23 protein-coding genes are annotated in these 20,612 nt (G+C 41.9%); 13 read left to right on the top strand and 10 right to left on the bottom strand.

All coding sequences use genetic code 11. From position 1 onward, the window contains the following. Nucleotides 1-7: 7 nt before the first annotated feature. Nucleotides 8-961 (top strand): sugar ABC transporter permease, encoded by a 954-nt coding sequence (locus QXL29_01990; protein MEM2283361.1) that lies wholly within the window; start codon nt 8-10, stop codon nt 959-961. Between the two features lies 1 nt (nt 962). After that, a complete protein-coding gene (locus tag QXL29_01985; protein MEM2283360.1) occupies nt 963-1,775 on the top strand; it encodes an ABC transporter permease subunit in 813 nt (270 codons plus the stop codon). 304 nt (nt 1,776-2,079) lie between these two features. Here QXL29_01985 and QXL29_01980 read toward each other — a convergent pair whose 3' ends face one another. Continuing rightward, complete coding sequence (locus QXL29_01980; GenBank protein MEM2283359.1) at nt 2,080-3,225, bottom strand: glycosyltransferase family 2 protein; 1,146 nt, start codon at nt 3,223-3,225, stop codon at nt 2,080-2,082. Nucleotides 3,226-3,477: 252 nt separating this feature from the next. Between QXL29_01980 and QXL29_01975 the strand changes: the two genes are divergently transcribed. From QXL29_01975 to QXL29_01955, 5 genes are all read left to right on the top strand, one after another. Beyond that, nucleotides 3,478-4,110, top strand: coding sequence for a mechanosensitive ion channel family protein (locus tag QXL29_01975; protein ID MEM2283358.1), 633 nt, complete (start codon nt 3,478-3,480; stop codon nt 4,108-4,110). A 69-nt stretch (nt 4,111-4,179) separates the two neighbouring features. Then, entirely contained in the window at nt 4,180-4,674 is a 495-nt protein-coding gene (locus QXL29_01970) for a 4Fe-4S dicluster domain-containing protein (GenBank protein ID MEM2283357.1), read from the top strand. 13 nt (nt 4,675-4,687) lie between these two features. Continuing rightward, nucleotides 4,688-6,547, top strand: coding sequence for an aldehyde ferredoxin oxidoreductase C-terminal domain-containing protein (locus tag QXL29_01965; protein ID MEM2283356.1), 1,860 nt, complete (start codon nt 4,688-4,690; stop codon nt 6,545-6,547). Next, complete coding sequence (locus tag QXL29_01960) at nt 6,547-6,777, top strand: hypothetical protein (GenBank protein ID MEM2283355.1); 231 nt, start codon at nt 6,547-6,549, stop codon at nt 6,775-6,777. The genes QXL29_01965 and QXL29_01960 overlap by 1 nt, the downstream gene beginning before the upstream one ends. A gap of 80 nt (nt 6,778-6,857) precedes the next feature. Beyond that, nucleotides 6,858-8,381 carry a glycogen/starch/alpha-glucan phosphorylase gene (locus tag QXL29_01955; protein MEM2283354.1) on the top strand — a complete coding sequence of 508 codons (1,524 nt, stop codon included), beginning with the start codon at nt 6,858-6,860 and terminating at the stop codon, nt 8,379-8,381. Here the strand turns inward: QXL29_01955 and QXL29_01950 are convergent. After that, nucleotides 8,373-9,131, bottom strand: a complete 759-nt coding sequence (locus tag QXL29_01950) for an ATP/GTP-binding protein (GenBank protein MEM2283353.1) — start codon at nt 9,129-9,131, stop codon at nt 8,373-8,375. The genes QXL29_01955 and QXL29_01950 overlap by 9 nt on opposite strands. A gap of 81 nt (nt 9,132-9,212) precedes the next feature. Here QXL29_01950 and QXL29_01945 point away from each other — a divergent pair, with 81 nt between their 5' ends. Both QXL29_01945 and QXL29_01940 read left to right on the top strand, forming a co-directional pair. Then, nucleotides 9,213-9,512 carry a hypothetical protein gene (locus QXL29_01945; GenBank protein ID MEM2283352.1) on the top strand — a complete coding sequence of 100 codons (300 nt, stop codon included), beginning with the start codon at nt 9,213-9,215 and terminating at the stop codon, nt 9,510-9,512. A gap of 65 nt (nt 9,513-9,577) precedes the next feature. Continuing rightward, nucleotides 9,578-10,483 (top strand): thiamine-phosphate synthase family protein, encoded by a 906-nt coding sequence (locus QXL29_01940; protein ID MEM2283351.1) that lies wholly within the window; start codon nt 9,578-9,580, stop codon nt 10,481-10,483. Here QXL29_01940 and QXL29_01935 read toward each other — a convergent pair whose 3' ends face one another. The 3 genes from QXL29_01935 to QXL29_01925 all read right to left on the bottom strand — a co-directional run bounded on the left by QXL29_01935 (nt 10,484) and on the right by QXL29_01925 (nt 13,257). Further along, nucleotides 10,484-11,005, bottom strand: a complete 522-nt coding sequence (locus QXL29_01935; protein ID MEM2283350.1) for an ECF transporter S component — start codon at nt 11,003-11,005, stop codon at nt 10,484-10,486. It abuts the gene before it with no gap. 108 nt (nt 11,006-11,113) lie between these two features. After that, nucleotides 11,114-11,824, bottom strand: a complete 711-nt coding sequence (locus QXL29_01930; protein ID MEM2283349.1) for an energy-coupling factor transporter transmembrane component T — start codon at nt 11,822-11,824, stop codon at nt 11,114-11,116. Then, nucleotides 11,824-13,257 carry an ATP-binding cassette domain-containing protein gene (locus tag QXL29_01925; protein ID MEM2283348.1) on the bottom strand — a complete coding sequence of 478 codons (1,434 nt, stop codon included), beginning with the start codon at nt 13,255-13,257 and terminating at the stop codon, nt 11,824-11,826. Before QXL29_01925 ends, QXL29_01930 begins: the two co-directional genes overlap by 1 nt. A 150-nt stretch (nt 13,258-13,407) precedes the next feature. On the opposite strand from QXL29_01925, the gene QXL29_01920 reads away from it, so the two are divergent. The 3 genes from QXL29_01920 to QXL29_01910 are packed head-to-tail and all read left to right on the top strand — an operon-like array spanning nt 13,408 to nt 14,283. Then, complete coding sequence (locus QXL29_01920; GenBank protein ID MEM2283347.1) at nt 13,408-13,566, top strand: hypothetical protein; 159 nt, start codon at nt 13,408-13,410, stop codon at nt 13,564-13,566. Beyond that, entirely contained in the window at nt 13,563-13,823 is a 261-nt protein-coding gene (locus tag QXL29_01915) for a MoaD/ThiS family protein (protein MEM2283346.1), read from the top strand. Before QXL29_01920 ends, QXL29_01915 begins: the two co-directional genes overlap by 4 nt. A gap of 4 nt (nt 13,824-13,827) precedes the next feature. Beyond that, complete coding sequence (locus QXL29_01910; GenBank protein MEM2283345.1) at nt 13,828-14,283, top strand: molybdenum cofactor biosynthesis protein MoaE; 456 nt, start codon at nt 13,828-13,830, stop codon at nt 14,281-14,283. Between the two features lies 1 nt (nt 14,284). Here QXL29_01910 and moaC read toward each other — a convergent pair whose 3' ends face one another. From moaC to QXL29_01895, 3 genes are read right to left on the bottom strand one after another with little or no spacing between them, the layout of a single operon-like run. Further along, nucleotides 14,285-14,713 (bottom strand): cyclic pyranopterin monophosphate synthase MoaC, encoded by a 429-nt coding sequence (moaC, locus tag QXL29_01905; protein MEM2283344.1) that lies wholly within the window; start codon nt 14,711-14,713, stop codon nt 14,285-14,287. A 23-nt stretch (nt 14,714-14,736) separates the two neighbouring features. Then, a complete protein-coding gene (moaA, locus tag QXL29_01900; protein MEM2283343.1) occupies nt 14,737-15,651 on the bottom strand; it encodes a GTP 3',8-cyclase MoaA in 915 nt (304 codons plus the stop codon). Beyond that, nucleotides 15,648-16,664 carry a molybdopterin-binding protein gene (locus QXL29_01895; GenBank protein MEM2283342.1) on the bottom strand — a complete coding sequence of 339 codons (1,017 nt, stop codon included), beginning with the start codon at nt 16,662-16,664 and terminating at the stop codon, nt 15,648-15,650. The genes moaA and QXL29_01895 overlap by 4 nt, the downstream gene beginning before the upstream one ends. A gap of 130 nt (nt 16,665-16,794) precedes the next feature. Between QXL29_01895 and QXL29_01890 the strand changes: the two genes are divergently transcribed. Further along, nucleotides 16,795-17,367: a DUF998 domain-containing protein gene (locus tag QXL29_01890; GenBank protein MEM2283341.1), complete on the top strand. Its 573-nt coding sequence runs from the start codon at nt 16,795-16,797 to the stop codon at nt 17,365-17,367. Nucleotides 17,368-17,401: 34 nt separating this feature from the next. On the opposite strand, the gene QXL29_01885 is transcribed toward QXL29_01890, so the two are convergent. Beyond that, nucleotides 17,402-19,471 (bottom strand): metallophosphoesterase, encoded by a 2,070-nt coding sequence (locus tag QXL29_01885; GenBank protein MEM2283340.1) that lies wholly within the window; start codon nt 19,469-19,471, stop codon nt 17,402-17,404. 44 nt (nt 19,472-19,515) lie between these two features. Then, nucleotides 19,516-20,610: an ABC transporter ATP-binding protein gene (locus tag QXL29_01880; GenBank protein MEM2283339.1), complete on the bottom strand. Its 1,095-nt coding sequence runs from the start codon at nt 20,608-20,610 to the stop codon at nt 19,516-19,518. Nucleotides 20,611-20,612: the final 2 nt, after the last annotated feature.

The raw sequence follows: 20,612 nt of genomic DNA, 5'->3' as shown, positions 1-20,612 counted from the left end.
TAGGCGCATGGAGAAGCCGAAAGGTAAAGAAGAACTCCTTTTTCCTGCTAAAATAGCACTTATTCTTGTGGTTCCTTCACTTCTCCTCTTCATATTTTTTAACATATGGCCAATAGCTTTCTCAGTCTACCTGGCTTTCACTAACGCTAACCACATAAACGTGTATAACCCGGATTACCCTGCTAGACCCCTCATGTTCATAGGTCTGAACAACTTTATACAGTTATTTAATGACCCAGCTTTTTACTACTCACTCTTAAAGACTTTATTATTTCTCGGAACATCAGTTCCTCTTAAGATACTAATTGGAGTAGGTCTCGCGTTCCTATTCTCCTCACCACTAATTTATGGGAGGAAGATAATGAGGGGGTTGTTGCTGACGCCTTGGGCTCTACCAGCTATATTATCTGTCATGATATGGAGAGGTGTTCTAGACCCTAGGTATGGGCCCGTAACTCAGTTTTTCTCGTTTATTATTGGTAGGCCTTTTCAAGCAGTAGGTACTATCATGAATGAGTGGGACTCTTTCTTAGCATATAACGTCATAGAGGCTTGGCTGGCTTACCCCTTCATAATGACTGTAGTTGGCGGCGCCATATCGGGAATTCCTAAAGAAATTATTGAGGCCTCCATAGTTGATGGAGCGAGCATATTCTCAAGAACTACTAAGATCGTCTTGCCATTAATAATGAGGACAGTAGCGTTCGTAGCAGTTCTTACGTCAGGTGCTTCTCTTCAAGCATTCCTAATTCCTTTCGTTCTCAATGACGGCGGTCCTATGATTAGGTTTATGGGTAAGTTGATCTTCAGCAATGATTTACTGCTTCTGTATGGGTATCACAGATTCATGAGAGACTATGAGTGGGGTTATGCGGCCTCCTTCTATCTTATAGTCGTCCTAATACTCTCAGTGTATGTTTACGTGTGGTTTAGGTTCGTCTTTCAGAGGGGTGGTAAGTAAGGTGACGTTGGTTAAGGTATACCTCTTTAAACTGTTTATCACTGCGGTAGCGTTCTCCATAACTGCTATACTTCTTTATCCAGTTATTTACATCTTCCTAACCGCGTTCTCGAGACTGCCTACCTTATCGTTTGATATCTCATACTTCACCTTAGATAACTTCTTGTCTGTCATCAACGACGTGGACTTCAGGAACTCATTAATTTTAAGTTCTTTAGTGTCCGGAGCTACTGTGTTCCTAGCACTACTATTTATAACTCCGGCAGCATACGCGTTTTCGAGGTTTAGATTTAGAGGCAAGAGTACTGCACTATACTCTTACCTGATATTCAGTCAAGTGAGTGGAGGCTTTGGTGTAGCGTCTCTTGTAGCTCTCTTCGTATTTTTAGGTAAGTTGAATCTAGTCAATATCTACGTGCTACCATTCCTCTACGTTTCTGGAATGGTGCCCTTTAATACTTGGCTCCTCAAAAACTACTTTGACAGCATACCTAGAGAGTTAGATGAGGCCGCCTTCGTTGACGGTAGTGGCTGGTGGACTCTCATGTTCAGGGTGATCCTTCCTTCCTCTAAGGCACCAATCCTAGTATTAGCTATCTTCGCTTTCATGGGTGCTTGGTCAGAGTTTATTCTAGCTAACCTCTTCGGTTTCCGAACCTTACCAGTTCTAATGTACAAGTACGTGGGGGCCTATACTACATACTGGAACATGTTCGCAGCAACAGCGATACTCTACGCAATACCTATAATAATAATGTATATGGTAGCGCAGAGATTCATAGGAGAGGCCGTCAGGATGGGCGTTAAAGGCTGAAGAATTCTTTACTATCTATAGCTTCCTTTATAAGCGAAGCCAGAATTTCTACGAGTTTTCACATAACTTAAGATTAATCAGACATCCTGGGAACATCACTCATCAGACGGTTGATCCCTCATCACTGTGTTTACTTAGTCTTAAGTTTAATAAGCTTAAGTCATATTAGATTACACCGAGAATGACGCGCTAACGTGAAATACTTATAAACTCGCTCACTCATGATTTGTTGAAGACTGTGTTAGATTAAGTACGTGATGAGAGCTCCCCTTCCTGAGGTAGTGATGTGTCCGACATCGGCTGACTAGTTCTTATTGATTACGTAGAAGTCTTTTATGGTAGGCGCTCTAAAGATTGACGTGACTTCAATTACCCATGCTATGGGGGCTATTAAGAAGTACCTTAATTTTCCGGATTTGTATGCTCCGTACATATATGCTGACCAGTGATATAGTGAATTAAGGATTATGAGAAACACGACAAACAAATTGTAATAGCTACTCGTTACTAATACAGCTATAACGACTGATATTAGAGCAACCCAGAGGAAAGATTTGACAGCCACTATAGCTCTCATCAGGTTTGGAGCATGTTTTAAGTCTTTTAAAACTCCCTTAAACCACCTAGCTCTCTGCTTTTGAAGATCGTTCAAGCTGTTAGGAGACTTAATACTTACTATAGTTCCTGACTGCCACGTCCTGTAATCTCTCTTAACCAACTCGATAGCTAAGCTGAAGTCTTCAGCTAGTGACGATGAATTAAAGTTGAGTTCTTTTAGTACGTGGCCTTTAATACCTAATAACTCGCCGTGTAGTCCTAAGAGAGGCTTCCCTAGAAAGCCTGTGAAGAACCTGTATAAAGTTAGGTCATTAAAGTATCTTATCCAGTCAATCACGTAAGCAAGAGTCGAGTTACCTTTCCTAGGTTTTAGTATTGGGTTGAAAGCCACGTAGCCGAGTTCCTCGTAGTAAGGTATTTCATAGAGGAAGTGGTTATCCAGGATTATATTATCGTCGTCTAGGAAAACATACCAGTTATCAGCCTCTACGAAGTACTCAATGAAGTACTTCATAGCGCGTGCCTTGCCTTTACAAGGTCTCGCGTAAGTCTCAGGAACTACGACGAGCCTCAAGTACGGGTCTAAAGAACTCACCTCACTCAAGTAACTCATTAGCTCGGCTCCCTCATCCACAACGACCCATACTAAGTAGTCTCTAAATCTCCTGCGGAGATTTTCTAGAGCTTCTTTCAAAGCATTCTTGACTTTATTATTTGCTATAGTTATGAGAACAAACTCAACGTTATCACTTTTATAGGGTTTTTTCTTGGGTTTGTAAGCAACGTACCCGACAGACCCAGCTACTAAGAACACATACGTAACAGACAGCGTTATGTATATAGGTATCATAATGACTGGTTCATTAGATAATATGTTAGCGCTCTCATTCATCACTAACACCTAACCACATATAATAAACGCGGGATAAAAACTTATAATCTATTACCGATGTATAAGCAGGTGAGTAGGGTGGGTGGTAGACAAAGAACTACACTTTTCATGATAAGTGAGTCTAAAGAATCTCGTAAGGCTAAGAGTACTGAAACTCAAGAGAAAACAAAGAGTAAGAAGTAGAGCTATTTTAAAGAAACTACTAAAGACTTATTAACCAAGGTTAAGATATATTTATTTGGTGGTTATCTTATGTCATCAAGTAAGGACTCTCTTGGATCTGTTTTGTGGAGATTAGTAATCTACATAGTGGTTGCTGTGTTAGTTCTGGGAGTTCTTAACTGGTTCTTTAATTACTTTATACCAGACTTAGTAGAGAAGAATAAAGCGCTGGAGGGATTGCTCGTACTGAGAGATTATCAGCCTTACGTGTATGTCTTAGTAGCTTTGTTGATTGGTTGGTTGATAGTCTCATCCATAGCGTCTATGTTTTACGTCTTGCTCTCTCCTCGGTATGGTCCTTCTGCTGCGGCAGCTGTTAGGAGTCTTATTAAGATCTTAGGCTTAGGTGCTTTGCTGGCCGGCATCGCTGGCGGGGTGGCTGGCGGTGCTGCCGGCGTAGCTTTAGGAGGCTTCATAGGGTTAGTAATAGGTTTCGCTACTCAGCAGGTCCTCGGTCAGGCCGTATCCGGCATGTTCTTGCTCCTAGCAAGGCCGTTTAAGATCGGTGACATAATAGATGCTGCTGGAGAGAGTGAAGTAATAGTGACTGACATAGGAACTCTATTCACTATAGCTAAGAGAAAAGACGGCAACACAGTGCTTATACCCAGCACAGCACTAATAGGCCAGAAAATAGTTATAAGGAAGCAAGCAGAGACTTAACTCAGCAACTAGCTAATTATAGCTTTTTGTATTTAAATTTTATCCTCGTGAATTATTTGGTGTTATGTTTTGAGAGTATGGATATTAAGAGACTATTCTAAGTGCGTAGGTTGTAGATTGTGCGAGATTGAGTGCTCACTAAAGCATGAAGGCCTTATCTGGCCGGCAGCCTCAAGAATAAGAATTCATGAGTCTATTTATGGATTTCCTGTGCCTTACTTATGCGTCCAGTGTGATGACTATCCTTGTGTAGCGTCATGCCCTACTAGAGCTTTAAGCGTAGCTGAGACTGGTGCTGTATTAGTTAGTGAGGACTCATGCGTGTTGTGTGGGTCTTGCGTGAGTGCGTGCCCCGGGAAAGTACCTAAGATAGTGAGAGGTAAGAAAGCTGTCGTGATATGTGACCTGTGTGGCGGGGATCCAGTCTGTGTGAGAGTGTGTGAGTCCATAGGTTTCAACGCGTTAATGTTAGTTCGCAAACCTGGTGGAGAGGTTGTTAAGTCTTACTTAAACAACCCTATCGAGACTTCAAGAGACTTAGCTAAGAAGCTAGGTGTTGTTTGAGGGGTGTTACTTAATGTTTGGCTTTTGGGGAAGACTCCTCGACATTGACTTAAGCAGAGAGACTGCGAGGACCTTTGAAGTTCCTGAAGACGTCTTTAAGAGATTCGTGGGTGGCAGAGGTCTCGCTACCTGGATCTTATGGAAGGAATTAGGGTCTAAATGGGAATTCGTTGATCCCTTAAGTTCTGAGAACATACTCGTAATTCTCACGGGTCCTCTCACGGGTTATTATCCAGGAATAAAGTTAGTTATCTCTGGTAAGTCTCCCTTAAGTGGGGGCGTGGTCGGCTCTACACTATCTAGCGAGATAGGTGTTGAGCTCAAGTCTGCCGGGTATGATGGACTGATACTGAGAGGAGTTTCTGAGAATCCCGTATATATTTACGTAGACGACGAAGGAGTGCAGGTCCGCGACGCTACTAAGCTATGGGGTCTGGGAGGTCTTAAGTTTATTGAGGCATTTAATGACTTACTCTACAGAGATATTAAAATAGAGTTAGGTCTTGACACGCTACCTAGTTACGTCTACATAGGACCTGCCGGAGAAAACCTTGTGAGAACTTCAGTAGTCATGAGTAAACTTACTCACGCGGCCGGTTACGGAGGTTATGGCGCCGTAATGGGGTCTAAGAAAGTTAAGGCTGTAGCAGTTAAGGGGTATGGACCCCTACCTAAAGTAAGTAATGAAGATGAGGTAGTTAAGCTGAGGAAGGAGGTGTTGAGTGAACTCAGTAATAGGATGAGAGTCTTTAGGTATTGGGGCACTACTGAAGGTCTTTGGTATACAGGCTACGTTACTAGTTCAGAACCCGTGAAGAACTGGACAGAAGAATGGCATAACGTGAGGTCTTATACTCATGAAGAAGTTGAGAGGAAGTGTTGGATTAAGAACTTATGGAGTGACTGGGGCTGCCCTACGTCATGCATGAAGATAAGCAGAGTACTTGATGATCTAAGGTCTTACGTGAGTGACGGACCCGACTATGAGATGGGGGCCTATCTAGGGAGTAATTTAGGAGTATTCGATGTAGTGTCTGTAGTTAAGCTCTCGGCATTAGCTGACGAGTTAGGACTTTGTGGTATACAGACTGGAAACGTTTTGGGGTTTGCTATAGAACTCTTTGAGAAAGGTTATTTGACTATAGAAGACGTGGGTTGTGAGTTGAGGTGGGGGAATGTAGACTGCATCATGAAATTACTTCATGACATAGCGTATAAGAGAGACATCGGCTCTATACTAGCTGAAGGGACTTACAGAGCTGCGTTGAAACTTAGCGCAAAGTCTGGGGCGGACTTGCTAAAGTATGCTGTTCAAGTTAAGGGCATTGCCGTGGGGGCTCACGGCATAAGGAGTGGCCTAGACTACCCTCAAAAAATCGCTTATGCTGGGTCTGTTCAGGGAGGAGACCATACGTCGACAGCCGGCGTGCCGTCTAAGTCAACAGAATCTGAAGCATTCACAGCCTTCTTAGATAGTGCTGTAATATGTTTCTTTAACGCAGTAGATGTTAAGAAGCTAGTTAATTATCTCAACGCAGTGACTGGCTGGGGATTCAGTGAAGAAGATGTTTACTTAACTGGGGTGAGGACACTAACTATCCAGCGAGTACTCTTACTCTTAGGAGGTCCTGACGTTTTTTGGGACCCTAGAACACACGATGATAACCCAGAAAGATTTTACGAGCCACTCCCTTCAGGACCGAAGAGAGGTGAGGCTCCTAGGAGGGAGGACGTGAAGAAGGAACTAATTAGTTACTATGAGGGGCTGGGGTGGGATGAGTTAGGAATACCTAAGGATGAAACGTTAGCGAGATTAGACATGAGAGAATTAGCTAAAGAAATTGAAAGAGTTAAGGCTAAGGTTAGTTGTTGATGCATAGAATATGCGTTAGAGCAGTCGGGCTGTTCGAGGAGCCTGTATGTTTAGACCTGAGAGAGTGTATTAGTGTAGGAGATCTAGTAGCTAAAGTCTTTGATTTGAGAGGAGTAAAAACAGATTTAGAAGTCATAGCAGTAAGTGATGGATTTAAAACTCTGAAGTTTTCTGAGGACGCCTGCTCATATAAGGAACTCATAGTGTTTAGGCTTTTTCGCGGTGGCTAAGACTTTAAGCAGTAACTAACTACTTCACGTTGACGGAATAAGCTTATTTTGCTAACGTATTGAATGTTTAGGGGGTCTTTATGTACGTTAGTGTGACTCCTGAAGTAGCTATTGAGGGCCTAACTAAATTTGCTGGTGGTTTAGGAGTTCTTGAAGGCGATAAGCTTATTGAGGCTAAGTCTATAGGTATAGACTACGCCGTCATCACGATGTATCATCCTGGAGGTTACGCCTCATATGAGGTTAGCAATGGAGATCTTGCTGAAGTTAGTGATGATTGGGTAGTTTCTAATGGGCGAAACTTAGGCTCTTTTACAATAAAAGTTAGAGGCGAAGAAATAACTCTAGATTCTGTTATGTTTGAGGTGTCTGGATCTAAACTAGTCTTACTGAGAGTTTTAAAACCTCTCTGGGCGGTAGAACTCACTAGAAAACTATATGTAGAGAAGAATACAGAGGAGATGTTCCTCAAGTATCTCATCTTAAGTAAAGGTGCGGCAACCCTGATTGAATCTGGCTTGTTGGGAGACATCACTGAAATACATCTTCAAGAAAGTTTTGCTGGGATGGCTGCCTTTGCTCTTAAAGACTTATCTAAAGTTAAGTTCGTGACACACTCGCCCGGACCGTGGGCTCACCCAGTAATTCATAAAGAGTGGTTAATTTCCGAGTTTGGTTTAGATAAGCTTAGAGAGTGTATCAGAGACAACTACATAAACCTGACTGAATGCATAATTAAATTGGTACCTAAGAGCTACGTAGTGTCTAGGAAGCAACTGAAGATAATGAGAGGCGTGACACCCGGCGTTGCTGACAGACTTACTGACGCTACTAACGGGATTAGTTTGAATAGGTGGTGTGACAGGGAAATGCTTAATTACGTTTTAAGAGACGAGGTCGATCTTGAGGCCTACAAGAAGATTAGACAGAAGCTTAGGGAAGAACTCATAACATATCTTAAGAAAGCAGGTTTCAGTAAGTTGCCTGAGCCTGGGACCCCTATAGTAACTTGGGTAAGGAGAGTAGTTAAGTATAAAAGGCCGTACTTCATAGCTAGGTTCATAGAAGATAACAAAGATTTGAAAGTCTTTTATGTCTTGGGCGGCAAGCCTCACCCCCAAGACACTTACGGCAAGATGTACGCGAGGGAATTTCTCAGGTTGTCAAGAAAGTACGAGAACGTAGTATACTTAAATAACTACGGCTTAGAAGACGCTAAGTACTTGCTAAGAGGCTCTGACCTGCTTTTATTCACTCCTTTCCCGGGTTGGGAGGCGTCAGGCACTAGCTTCATGAAGGCGGGAGTTAACGGCGTCCCAACACTAGCATCTAGAGACGGCGCGGTTTTAGAGATGATTAAGGATGGATATAATGGCTGGCTTTTCGGCAAAGATATTTCTGAGTTTATAGATATTTACACTGACCATAGAGCTAACGAAGTAGATGAAGAGGAATACAGAGAGTTTAGTAAGAAATTAAACGAAATAATCAATATGTACTTTAACGAGCCTGAGAAATATTTGAAGGTTTCCATAAATGCTGCTAAGACTTTCGTGAGATTAGCTGATATTAGGAATACTTTGTTCAGGTTAATCTCAGGTTAAATCACCGCACGCGCAAAACACTTCATGAATAACTGAATAGAGTGAGTGGAAACCTTCTTTAGTTATAGCTGATACAGCTATCACGCGTGTTGGTATCGCATACATACTTAAAATCTTAGTAAGCTCGTTCGCCAGCTCGCTGAGTAAGCCATTGCTTTGAGATAATTTTTCTGCTAGACTACTTATCTCTTCAGAGAACGTCTTTTTTAGTTGATTTTTTAGTAAGTCTGACTTGCTGAGGACAGGTATTACAGGGACGTCAAGCCTCAACCGAACTACTAAGCTCATTAAGTACGTCACGACAGCTTCAGCCGGGGTCTTGCTTGCTGTGACGTCATTCAGGTAAATGACTATCGGTAGAGCTACCTTCTTTAATGCCTTGACTACTTTAGGTCCTGAATCTCGTAACAAAAACAGCTCACTTAAGCCCGGGGTGTCTACAAGAATATAATCTCTTTTTAACTTTCTTAATCTGGTAAGTATTTCCTTGTTTTTCTCAGCTAACATATCAACAGCTCTAATCATAGCCCCGTTAGGGCCTAAGCCCTCCTCACTCATTAACTTCCTGAAATCTATTAGCTCACGCACGTCAAAATCAGGATTATAGGGGAGTTTCTCTACTGCCGGGTCTAGGTTCACTATGCTGACGCTCGAACTAAATTCTTTTGCGAGCCACTCGCTGAAAGCAGCTGTAAGAGAGGTTTTTCCGGAAGCTCCAGGTCCTGAGAACACTATGATTCTCGTACTCACACGTCTACACCCTCGTAGTAGATAGGCTCACAAAAAGTTAAGCTTATCTTACTCGAGAAGATAATTGTTTAGGGGATAGAATTGGGGAGTTTAGTTAATGTAAATGTTAAGGAGATTAGGAAGTCTGAGGGTTTGTATGAGGTGCTGCTTTCTATTAAGTATGCTGAGAAAAACTACGACGTATGTCTTCATAGAATAACTCAAAACGTTGCTAAGATAGAAGCAGATCTGAAAGGAGATTACCTATACATTAAATTAGTTAATGAGAAAAACGAAGGTTTCGCAACCTGCTGTATACATGTGATGCATTTAGAGAGCGGCTGTATGGAGTGCCCCTCACTACTTCTACCTCCTTCCAAGACTAGTTGCGAGGGCTCTTGAGTGGTGTCCTAAGACTTACATCACGTCATTTAAAGTTTCTTAACTTATTTTTATCGGGGACAGGATTGATACCGCATGATTTAATTAGTGAGTTTGTAATGCCAGAGTTGAGGGGTCTGTTAGCTCATAAATTATATGAGAAAGGTCTTGGGCAACTACGCATATCTAAACTATTAGGAATTTCTCAGCCGATGATCAGCAAGTACATGAGTGTGAGTTACTCAGAATACCTTAAGAGACTTGAGGACTTAGGACTAGACGTGAGCGAGGTTGTGAGAACTGTAGAGGTCTTAGTAGAGAGGCTCGTAAATGATAACTACCGCGAATACTTAGAATTAATAAGTAATTTTCTCAACTCTATCTTGAGAAGAGGTTTGCTCTGCAAGACCCACAAGAAAATATCGTCTGTAGTTCCTAGAGATTGCGAAGTCTGTTTTAAGTTATTTGAGGAGGTTAGCGACCCTTACGTAGAGGAAGTTAAGGTAGCTTACGAAATACTGAGTTTTCATCCTAGAGGCCATGAGATAATTCCTGAAGTCGGCATGAACATAGTTTCAGCTCCCCCTAACGCGAGAGATTTTAGGGACGTGGCAGGTTTTTCTGGGAGGATAGTGAAGTCCGGTGATAGAGTAATAGCTGTAGGTGATCCTATAAAGGGCGGGAGTAAGCACACCGCGAACGTATTACTTAAAGTGATGAGTAGGTTTCCTAACATAAGGTCAGCTATAGCGATTAAGTATGATGAGAAGTGCATTGAGAAGTTAAGTTCTTCAGGATTGAATGTGGTTAAGACAGGACCTCATAAATCAATCGAGGAGTTCTTTATTTCTCTGGAAAAAATCGTTAGTGAGTTGGGCGGAGAGCCTGACGCGATAGCTGACTCTGGTGGTTTAGGTATAGAGCCAGTTATCTATGTTTTCTCGTTGAGTGCTATTAAAGCTGTTAAAAAAGCTCTTACTTGTGTTGAGTAGTTATTTCCTGATACTAAGACTTACGGAAGATACTACAGCACCGTAAATAGCTCCGCTAACGCAGGCTGCTAAAAACCATAAACTCATCTCTGCAGGTCCTCCTATCAGACCAAAGAGGAGGGCATCCAGACTAACTGCTGGGATGCCGGCTAATGCTCCTGCGAGAGCTCCTGAAAGCATATCCCAGCGCCTATACCTAAATATTAGGTAACCTAGTTCTGAAGCAAGCCCTTGAGTAAATCCGTAAATAGCGTTAGTTATGCCGCCTGCAGGAGCTATCAGGGTCTCGACTAAAGAACCCAGGAACTCTCCTAGAAGTGCTGATGAAGGCTTCTTTAGGAGAGAAGCTGCTAGCGGAGCCCCTATAAACCACAAACCATAACTAATTACTCTAGCGCCTACAGGCCCTACAACAACTTCTGATATGTTGTATATTGTCCAAGTAGCAGTAAATACAACGCCGCTTATCACTCCCGCTACAGCTAACAAAGCTAAGTCTATGCTTGTGAATCTAGCTCTCATCACGTGACGCTCACCATAGATAATGTTATAACTAAAAAATAAAAATATTTATTGCTTAGTTATAGTGTAAGAACTAACAAACACTCTTTTAAACGGACGATAACGGAGTTAAAGTAGTGGGTAGAATACGGTTGCCCATTGTAGAATTAGCGTAGACAATATGATGAGGTCTCCTACTCCTAAAGATTTTCTATCAGACATCTTCCTAAGTCTTAAGCCTCTAAGTTCTGCAGAAATACCGCCCCACACAGCCCTCTCATAGCTTAAGTTAAGTAGTGGTAGCAAGATGCTTCTCAGGTCACTAGGCTTCAGCACTACTGAAGTAACGCCTCGTTCTTTCCTAGCCACGTAAATTTCGCTTAAATCTTTACTTAATAGAGGGAATAACCTGAATGCGTAAGCTATTGAGAAAGCTATTCCTGGTGGAATTCTCAAGTCTCTTTCTAGCGATTTTATCAAGTCTCTTACGTTGACTAAGCCGAGCATGAGTAGAGTAGCACCAACTACTAGGAAGAATCTTAAGCTAACTAACAAGAAGGACTCTATCGCGCCTCTCCTAATTACTATTGCTTGAGTTGATATAATTACTTCACCAAAATTATGAAAGTAGAGTCCGTTTAGGAATGCTCCCCACGCGTTTAAGAGCAGAAGTATCGCCAGCAACTTCTGAGGTAATTTCTTGCCGCCTAAAACGAAACCTAAGATCCCGTTAAGTAGTGAAGGGAGCATTATTGAGTTAATAGAGTTAGCTATGAACGCTACTAAAGAAATACCTAGAGCGTAAAGAAATAGTGTTGATTCTCTATATTTAAGCTTCATCAATAAACACCTGCAACGCTCTCAAGCATTAAGGCAGCCTTATAAGGCTCTACTTCTTTAATCTTGCCTCCCTCAATTACGAGAGACCTGTCTGCTAATCCTAAGAGAACCCTCGGGTCGTGAGTAGATATTAAGAAAGAGATTCCTTCTTCGCTTAACTCTCTTACATGATTAAATAAAGTATTGAGTAAACCTAGATCTAGCCCTACTGTGGGTTCGTCCATCAATATTATGTCGGGCGTATAAGCCCATGCAATAACTAATGTTAACCACCTACGCTGGCCTAGACTTAGTCTATATGGGGGAGAATTCTTTTTCTCGGTATAGAAAGGTACTTTCTCTATTAAAGCATTAATTGAGATGCCTGTTCTGGACGATGTGAGCATTAACTCTCTTTCAACAGTGTTCTCGAGGAACATGTAATCGGGTGTTTGACTAACGTAGAATACTTTTCTTTTGTCATGAAATCTAATCTCTCCTGAGTAACCTTTATGAAATCCCGCTATGGTTTTCAGTAAAGTAGTCTTGCCCGAACCGTTAGGCCCTACTATGGTTAAGACTTCACCTTCCCTTACCTCGAAAGAAACTCCCTTGAGAAGAGGTTTCTCAGGGTCATGCCAGCACTCAAGTCCCTCAACAGTTAGTAGGGCTTTACCGAATCTCTTCTTCTCGTTACTTGATTTCTCAAGCACTTCATGAATAGGCTCGACGTCTACGTTAGCGTCTCTAAGCTTTTCACGTAGGTCTCTCGAAGTAAGCTCATCTCTTGAGTATTCAGCTATCTTTTCTCCAGAACTCATCAATATTAGCTTGTCAGCAAGATCTAGAAAATACTTGATTTTGTGCTCAACAATCAAGACAATATTACCTTCCCTAATCAAGTCAGCAACGAACTTTCTGACTTCTCTTATGCCCCAAGGGTCCATAGACGCTGTAGGCTCGTCGAGCATAACTAGATATGGCTTGTGAGATATTGCTGAGGCGAGAGACAGTCTTCTCTTATCACCTCCTGAGAGAGTCTCTACATGATTAAATCTCTTATCAAAAAGACCGAATCTCTTCAATAACTCAGTAGCTCTATTTAGAGCTTCTTCTTCACTGAACCCTAGATTCTCTAGAGTAAAGAGAACTTCATCTAGAGGCGTAGGCATCAATAATTGCTTCTCGGGATCTTGAAGCACGAGGCCAATAAGCCTCGACACGGCAGAATCTGTCTTGAGCGTGTCCACGTTATTGATTAGCACCGAGCCATCAACCCAACCACCAAGGAGTGAGGAAAGAACGCCTGAAATAGTGAGTAATAATGTAGTCTTACCTGAACCTGAAAACCCACCAACCAGAACTAACTCTCCACTACTACACGTAAACCCGACTCTCTTCAGTACTGCTTCACCCGCCCTATAACCAGCAGCTCTGACATCTACTCTTAACATTTTTGCATGACCCAATAACTATATTATCATAATGATAATAAAACTATTATGATAAACCAAAATACTTCCACAGCAAAAGCCTCACTTCTTGGGACGACAGGAATAATTGCTTATAAAAGTCTGTGTTTATAGTATCTCTTGATGATAAGCATGCTGTCAATAATGACTTCTAAGTATTCAGGAAGTGACCTTCTAAGTGCAGATTCGAAAGCAAGAGCTATATTCTTGAGTCGTGCACTACGTCCGAGACCTAGCACGAGACTAAACCCTACCCTAAAAAGCGAGAGGAGGTCAGGTGAGTACAGATGAAAATAAAGTTTTTCGGAATATTGAGGGACTTCGCTAAGACTGAGTCAGTAGATATTGAGTTAGAGGGTCCTGTAAAGGTTAGGGAATTACTAAACTTCCTATCAGGCAAGCTCGAGTGGTTCAGTGAATTTCTCAAGAAGGTCGAAGAAGCTAATATATCCTTGATAATACTAGTTAATGACCGCGTCATTAGTGATGAGTACTTACTTAAGAAAGAAGACGAAGTCACTCTATTACCGCCGGCTGCTGGTGGTTGATGAAATGGCTGTAGAAGTATTAATAACGAGAGAGAAGTTAGACGTTAATGAGTATCTAGAGAGATTATCTAGGGATTCTTCTAGGGATGGGTGTGGAGCGTTGGTGATTTTCATGGGTTTCGTTAAGGGGTTAGTAAACAATGAATTAGTGAGTGAACTGATTTACGAAGCGTATGAGAGCTTCGCTCTGAGTAAGATGAGAGAAATTGGTGAGGATGCAGTTAAGGAGTTCGGAGTTAGGGATGTGGTTGTGGTTCACAGAGTAGGTAATTTAAGGCCTGGAGACCCAACAATCTACATATTCGTTACTGCCAAAGAAAGAAGTAAGGCTTTCAAGGCTGCTGAGTATGTGTTAGAGAGAGTCAAACACGAAGTTCCTATATCGAAGCTTGAGGTTAGGGAAAACGGAGAATTCTGGGTTTTAGGTGACGGGCGAAGAATAAGAAGAGCAGAACGCTAGCTTAAGCTTCTTTAGTTTTCCTAACTACTCTCACGTTACTTATCATTGTCTCAGGATACTGCCCTCCCTCGTCTTTTTCGTACTTCTTAACCATATCCCATATGTTTAGTAACGCTAGCGTGACTCCTGCGAGAGCCTCCATCTCAGCTCCTGTCTTCGCAGTAGTTCTCACTGCTACAGTGACCTTAACACCATCGTCAAGTACTTCATATGATGTAGAGACGTGCGTGATGGGTATATTGTGGGTTAGAGGGAGCAACTCAGGAGTCTTCTTAACTGCTAACAAAGCAGCTACTGAAGAAACAGCCAACACGTCGCCTTTCTCTATTAATCCTTCTCTTATCAGCCTAACAGTCTCTTTCTTGAGCTTTATGAAGCCCTCAGCAACAGCCTCCCTAAAAACATCTGGCTTAGAAGAAATATCGACCATCCGAATACTCAACTCATACACCCCTACTTAAAATACGGCTCTCTTAATAAAGTAGCTTTCTTGAGTGCTTCCTCTAATGCCAGAGAATCTCTGTTTTTTATCGCGTCCTTAACGTCAATAAAGATATCTTCTCTAAAAATGCATACCTTAATTTCCCCGTTTGGTGTAAGTCTTAAGCGCGTGCAACCACTACAGAGGTATGGATTTCCATATCCCCTAATCAAGGTTACTTCTATGCCATTATCTAACACATAGGTAGGTCTATTCTGAAAATCTCTGTAGTACTTCTTGGTAGCTCTCTGTTCTACTAAGCTTTTTATCTCGTCTAGACTTACGTATTCCTTCATATACACATGTTGGGGCGTACCTAAAGGTATCAGCTCTATCAGATTAACAGAAGTGTTTGTTTTGCTCGCGAAATCAAGCAGTCTTGAAACCTCACTTACGTTTGACTTCATAACGACAAAGTTGATCTTTACTTTGAGTCCGACATCAAGGGCTTCAATAAGGCCTTCTATTACCGGCTTTAAAGGAGCTCTAGCAATATAAGCGAAGACTTCGTCTTTGAACGAATGAAGACTCAGATTAAGTCTGTCTAATCCGGCTTCTGCGAGATAGCGTGCTTTATCTTTAAGTAGTGAGCCGTTAGTTGATAGTGATACTTCACTTGAATAAAACTTTAACTCTTTAACAATACTCGCTATATCATCTCTTATTAGTGGTTCGCCACCAGTTAATTTATATTTGCTTATGCCGAGAGTCTTAGAAATCTTCGCTAAGAAACCGTAATCTTCCGGATTCAGCGCCTCATCCTCAAACCTGAAAATTCCCTCTCTATGACAAAATATGCAGGCATGATTGCATCTCTGAGTAACGCTGATTCTAAATCTATCTACAGATCTCCCATACTTGTCTTTAAGTCTAGATATAGAGTTCAACGCCAACCCCTGCCTTTAAGGAATTCTTCAGTCAAACCACCCTCACCTAAACTAACTAGGTAATCCCTATTTATCTTCTCTCTAGCCATTACCCAAGGCAGTAACACGTCCAAAATATTCCAGGTCTTGTAGTATATTATAGAGGAAGAAACACCTATTATCGGCTTTCCTCGAGCGTACGCTACCATACTCATAGTGTTGGGTTTAATAGGTATTCCGTACATAACTACCTCATCAGCTACTTCAGCAATAGACTTCGGTGTTAAGTCTGTAGGGTCTACACTCATCCCTCCTGTCACTATGATGGCATCGCATTCTTTCAGTAACTTAATTATGGCGTCTTTAATGAGTGCTGAGTCGTCAGGAACTTTAATAACTTCTGTTACGAGCCCGCCATACTCTAAAACCTTGCTTTCAACTACTGGTGAAGCCTTATCTTCTATCAAGCCTTCAAAAACTTCAGTGCCAGTAACTACTACACCTACCCTTAATTTATGAAAAGGACTTACTTCGATAACTGACTTACAACTCTCTAAATTCGTTAGTAAATGTTCTACGTAGTCTTTAGGTACCGTGAGAGGCACTAAATCAACAATGCCCACGATACTGTCTTTATCAATAGCCGTGCCCTTACGCTTAGTGACGACTACGAAGACTCCAGTAGAGTTTATTCTCTCTAAACACGAACTATTAATTTTTAAGAGACCGCGGACCGCGGATTTAAGGAGTGCTTTACCTTCCTCACCCAAAAAGACATTCACGTTGTTACCTGCTAGATATTCTCCAAGCCTGATTACTGCCTCTTCCTCGTGTAAGTCATTTACTGAAGTTCCTGAGCTGTCGTAAACGTACACGTAGTTATGTCCTGCTCTTTTAAGCACCTCAATATCTGCTTGCGTTAAGATATGCCCGCGTCTTAAGAGTGCCCCCTTAAATGACTCAGTTATTAATGAAACATCGTAAGCAAGAGTTTTGCCGACAGCTTCTTCAACTTTGAGTATCCTCAGTAACATCAGACTCTCACCTCTTATACAGCGTAATTTGCCTATTTAACATAGTTATTTTAGGTAATAAACGCAACGTAAATATGTTTATTTACATATAATTTATATTAGTTAATTAGCTTTGATTAAGGGCTTCGAATTGAGTAAATCTCTAGACAAATATCTTCGATATAGTGGTTTACTATCTTTCATTATTGCTTACGTATTTATACTCACGTCTATCTTAGTTAATCCCTGGTTTAATTTATTTAAGAATGCGTTAAGTGACTTAGGCAGGTTAGGCCTTGAAAATAACTATATCTTCAACGCAGGCTTAATACTTGCTGCTCTCACAGCATTAACGTACATACCGAGCCTCTTAAACTTCTTTAAGTCTAAGATAGGCTACATGAGTGTAGGTGTATTCTTAGTTGCTATCATTCACCTATTACTAATCGGAGTTTTTCCAGAAGGCACCAAGCCTCACGGCTTCGTATCATACGAGTTCTTCGCTTTAATGACTTCAAGTCTATTATTAATAGGAGTCTCACTAATTATTGAAAAATTAAGTAAATATGGGGTCCTCTTCATAATACTCTTCCTAGTTAGCTTAGGTGGTTCACTCTTAATTGCTTGGCCTTCTATAGCTCTTCTCGAGCTATATAACATCATATTATATAACATAGGAGTAGCTACCCTAACATACCTCCAGCTTAAGAAACCAACCACGTAAGTCTGTCTTCAGGCAAGAAATATATAATCAGTGTTTAAACTTTCCTCACAAACTTAATCACTACTAGTATTATAGCTAAGGCAGCAATCCCGAGAACTACCAGCATAATGAGCGTATCTCCCGATACTAAGCCAGCAATAGTCTGTGTTGTAGTTGGTGTAGTTACAGGCGTAGTTGCAGGTGTCGTAGGACTCGCTGTAGGGCTTGTGGTTAGTGTTGCTGGCGTTGTGGTCGTTGGGCTAGTAGTGGGGGTTGTTGCTGGTGTTGTCACTGTGGTGGTTGGTGTAGTTGTCGGTGTTGCTTCAATGTAGTCTATGAGTACTTCAGGAGTCTCACTCACGTGTCCGGCCAAGTCAATAGCTACTGCCTTTACTACCACCTGGTTAGTCTGTAGTTGAGGTATTTGAGCTATGTAGGTGCCTTGAGATTCTTGCACACCCACTTCACTCCACTCATAGTCTCCGGCCTTCCTATACAGCAATTTGACCGTGTCAAGACCCCAGCCAGTGTCAGTAGCTGCGATATACACAGTTACTACGCTCTTTCCTGAGATAGGCTTGGTAGGACTGTAGTAAGTTATTCGTACAGAGGGGGGAGTTTCATCAGGATATGACGAGAAGATTAAGTAGAGTTTCATGTTCGGCTTTAAGGGAACGTTGCTTCTGACAAGCCATAAATCGCCGTAAGTCAAGTACTCGTAACTCACGTCAGTAGTATTGTATCTCGCGTAAAGCCTATATGACGGCATATCAACAGACTTGTTCAAATAGAAATAGAGAGTAAAGTTATCTGTGATGAAAGGCAGGGGCGAACTAGTCCATATAACGTTAGCGTAGAGGGTGAAGTTACTGTTAGTGATTACCTTGATGTTGAGTCCATCAGCAGGGTACGAAGCGTTCTCAGAATACGTTGATGCACCGTAATTAATTACCTTTAGAGTGCCGTTAGCGTGAACCTGATAAAGTCTATAACCCCTGTATTGTGAGGTCCCTCCATTAGCCGTAGTGACTGTCAGGAACCACGTTCTGTAAGCGTATAAGAGTGTTGAGTCAGCGTGTATGTGGCCTGAAAAGACCCCCATGATATTAGGGTAGCTATCTATGATCCTAAGGAATGTAAGCGCTATATCTAGGTTTCCCTCCCAACTAGCATACATGGGCCCTAGTAGGGGTTGATAATTTGAGGAATTGCCTGTCAATATACCAAAGCCAGTGAATAACGGATGATGCATTAATATAAGTATCTTCTTCCCGGACTCATTATAAGAACTCAACGTGTTGTTAAGCCAAACCAATTGCTCCATGTCTAGAATCCCGCCGTAACCTGTGTCAAGCCCTACAAGAACGAAGTTGCCTAAATCTCTAACCCAGTAACGAGGGCCTACGAAAGTTCCGTACAGCCTGTAGAAATCACTTAAGCTACTCACCTGCGACCAGTCATGATTACCTGGGACACAGAAAGTAGGTCGTAAGAATTTATTAGTAAGCATCATGAAGACTCTATAAGAGTATATATCACTACCCACGTCAGCAATGTCTCCAGTAATCACTAGGATGTCGGGCTCAAGAGAGTTAGCGACTGCTATGTATCTTTCGTATCTGTCAGATGCGCGCCAGTTATCCATTGATATACCTATGTGTATATCACTTATATGCATTATTTTGAGAGAAGTAGGGTATTCTTCAACTATCCACAAACTCCTAGGGCTAATTACGCGGTACTCTATACCGTCAACTGTAGTCTCAACTAATATGGTATAAAGTCCTGGCTCAATATCTGAAGGGAGACTTACCTTAATTAACACGGTATTAGGTGCGGGCGTAACAACTGTTAAATTGTTTACTTCGTACTCCTTATCTAGACCGTATATCCTAACAACAAATACTTGAATAGATTGGCCTGAGTACTCCAACAATATATCAAGTGTTGAGTCTTTCGTGAGTATTGTTGGAAGACAATATGTTGGGTCTTTCACTCTGACGACGTTAGGCGGTGCTCCAGTATCAAAATATGCCTTGCTTAAGTTATTTAGCGTTGGTAGGACTAGTTGCGCAAGAATACCTAAGAATAAGAACCCTGCTAGCAATACGGTGAGTTTCTTCAATGCGACCACCACTTATAGATTACCTTGATAAGATAAATAAGCTCTTATGTCGTTTCAAGAACTCCTTCCTCTATTTCCTTAGGAAATACGAGAACATCATCGACTTTAACGTACACGGTGAACTTATCACCAGGCTTGACTTCTATTTTCGGGTCTACGAAGACTTTCAGGTTTTGGCTAGCGACACTCATTCTAAGTTGGGTGAAAGAGCCTAAGAACATAGAGAATTCTATGATACCCTCAATCACGTTATGGGGTTCTCTAGGAGGCTCTACCAGAAAGTCTTCAGGCTTAATGACTAGTATGACTTCGCTCCCTTCTCTAGGGCTTGAATCACCCGCTAGTCTCCCTACAATCCTGGTTTCGCCACCCACATCTACTAATACATTGTCCGCGTCTCTCTTGAGTACCCTACCTTGAAGCAGGGTTGATTTACCTATGAAAGTGGCGACGAAAGTATTTTTAGGTCTAAAGTAAATGTCCTGAGGCGTGCCTACCTGAAGTACTCTCCCTTGATTCATGACGGCAATCCTATCTGAGATACTCATAGCTTCTTCTTGATCGTGTGTTACGTAGATAGCCGTTATACCTAATGACCTCTGTATCCTCTTTATCTCCTCTCTCATTCTCACCCTGAGCTTCGCGTCAAGATTGCTGAGCGGCTCGTCTAGCAGGAGGACTTTAGGCTCGACCACGAGAGCCCTAGCTAAGGCGACTCTTTGTTGTTGCCCGCCAGATAGTTGTAGCGGGTACCTGTTCTCTAATCCTCTCAAACCCACTAACTCAAGAACTTCTAAGACTCTTCTTCTAATCTCATCTTTAGGCAGCTTCTTCACCTTCAGTCCGTAAGCTACGTTATCGAAAACACTCATGTGCGGCCATAAAGCGTAGTTCTGGAATACCATGGCCGTGCCTCTCTCATAAGGTTTAGTATAGGTAACGTCATCGCTATCGAAGAAGACATGTCCTGAGTCGGGGTACTCGAAACCAGCAATGATTCTTAAAGTTGTTGTTTTGCCACATCCTGAAGGACCTAATAACGTAAAAAGTTCACCTTCATCAATACTTAATTCTACGTCTCGGGCAGCGTAAACGTTACCGAACTTCTTAGTTACGTTTCTTAAGCTCACTCTAGTCATGC

Origin of the sequence: Zestosphaera sp., from assembly GCA_038843015.1 — an archaeon.
In the GTDB taxonomy this organism is placed as follows: domain Archaea; phylum Thermoproteota; class Thermoprotei_A; order Sulfolobales; family NBVN01; genus Zestomicrobium.
The sequence above is the reverse complement of the archived record's forward strand: the minus strand, read 5'-3'. Positions and strand labels throughout refer to the sequence as shown.

Excerpts from the sequence above, each read along its gene's own strand:
- QXL29_01915 (MEM2283346.1), top strand. The coding sequence starts at position 13,563 with ATGAAAATAAAGTTTTTCGGAATATTGAGGGACTTCGCTAAGACTGAG.
- QXL29_01910 (MEM2283345.1), top strand. The coding sequence starts at position 13,828 with ATGGCTGTAGAAGTATTAATAACGAGAGAGAAGTTAGACGTTAATGAG.
- QXL29_01895 (MEM2283342.1), bottom strand. The coding sequence starts at position 16,664 with ATGTTACTGAGGATACTCAAAGTTGAAGAAGCTGTCGGCAAAACTCTT.
- QXL29_01975 (MEM2283358.1), top strand. The coding sequence starts at position 3,478 with ATGTCATCAAGTAAGGACTCTCTTGGATCTGTTTTGTGGAGATTAGTA.
- QXL29_01955 (MEM2283354.1), top strand. The coding sequence starts at position 6,858 with ATGTACGTTAGTGTGACTCCTGAAGTAGCTATTGAGGGCCTAACTAAA.
- QXL29_01920 (MEM2283347.1), top strand. The coding sequence starts at position 13,408 with ATGCTGTCAATAATGACTTCTAAGTATTCAGGAAGTGACCTTCTAAGT.
- QXL29_01930 (MEM2283349.1), bottom strand. The coding sequence starts at position 11,824 with ATGAAGCTTAAATATAGAGAATCAACACTATTTCTTTACGCTCTAGGT.
- moaC (MEM2283344.1), bottom strand. The coding sequence starts at position 14,713 with ATGGTCGATATTTCTTCTAAGCCAGATGTTTTTAGGGAGGCTGTTGCT.
- QXL29_01935 (MEM2283350.1), bottom strand. The coding sequence starts at position 11,005 with ATGAGAGCTAGATTCACAAGCATAGACTTAGCTTTGTTAGCTGTAGCG.
- QXL29_01980 (MEM2283359.1), bottom strand. The coding sequence starts at position 3,225 with ATGAATGAGAGCGCTAACATATTATCTAATGAACCAGTCATTATGATA.
- QXL29_01965 (MEM2283356.1), top strand. The coding sequence starts at position 4,688 with ATGTTTGGCTTTTGGGGAAGACTCCTCGACATTGACTTAAGCAGAGAG.
- QXL29_01960 (MEM2283355.1), top strand. The coding sequence starts at position 6,547 with ATGCATAGAATATGCGTTAGAGCAGTCGGGCTGTTCGAGGAGCCTGTA.
- QXL29_01925 (MEM2283348.1), bottom strand. The coding sequence starts at position 13,257 with ATGTTAAGAGTAGATGTCAGAGCTGCTGGTTATAGGGCGGGTGAAGCA.
- QXL29_01990 (MEM2283361.1), top strand. The coding sequence starts at position 8 with ATGGAGAAGCCGAAAGGTAAAGAAGAACTCCTTTTTCCTGCTAAAATA.
- QXL29_01880 (MEM2283339.1), bottom strand. The coding sequence starts at position 20,610 with ATGACTAGAGTGAGCTTAAGAAACGTAACTAAGAAGTTCGGTAACGTT.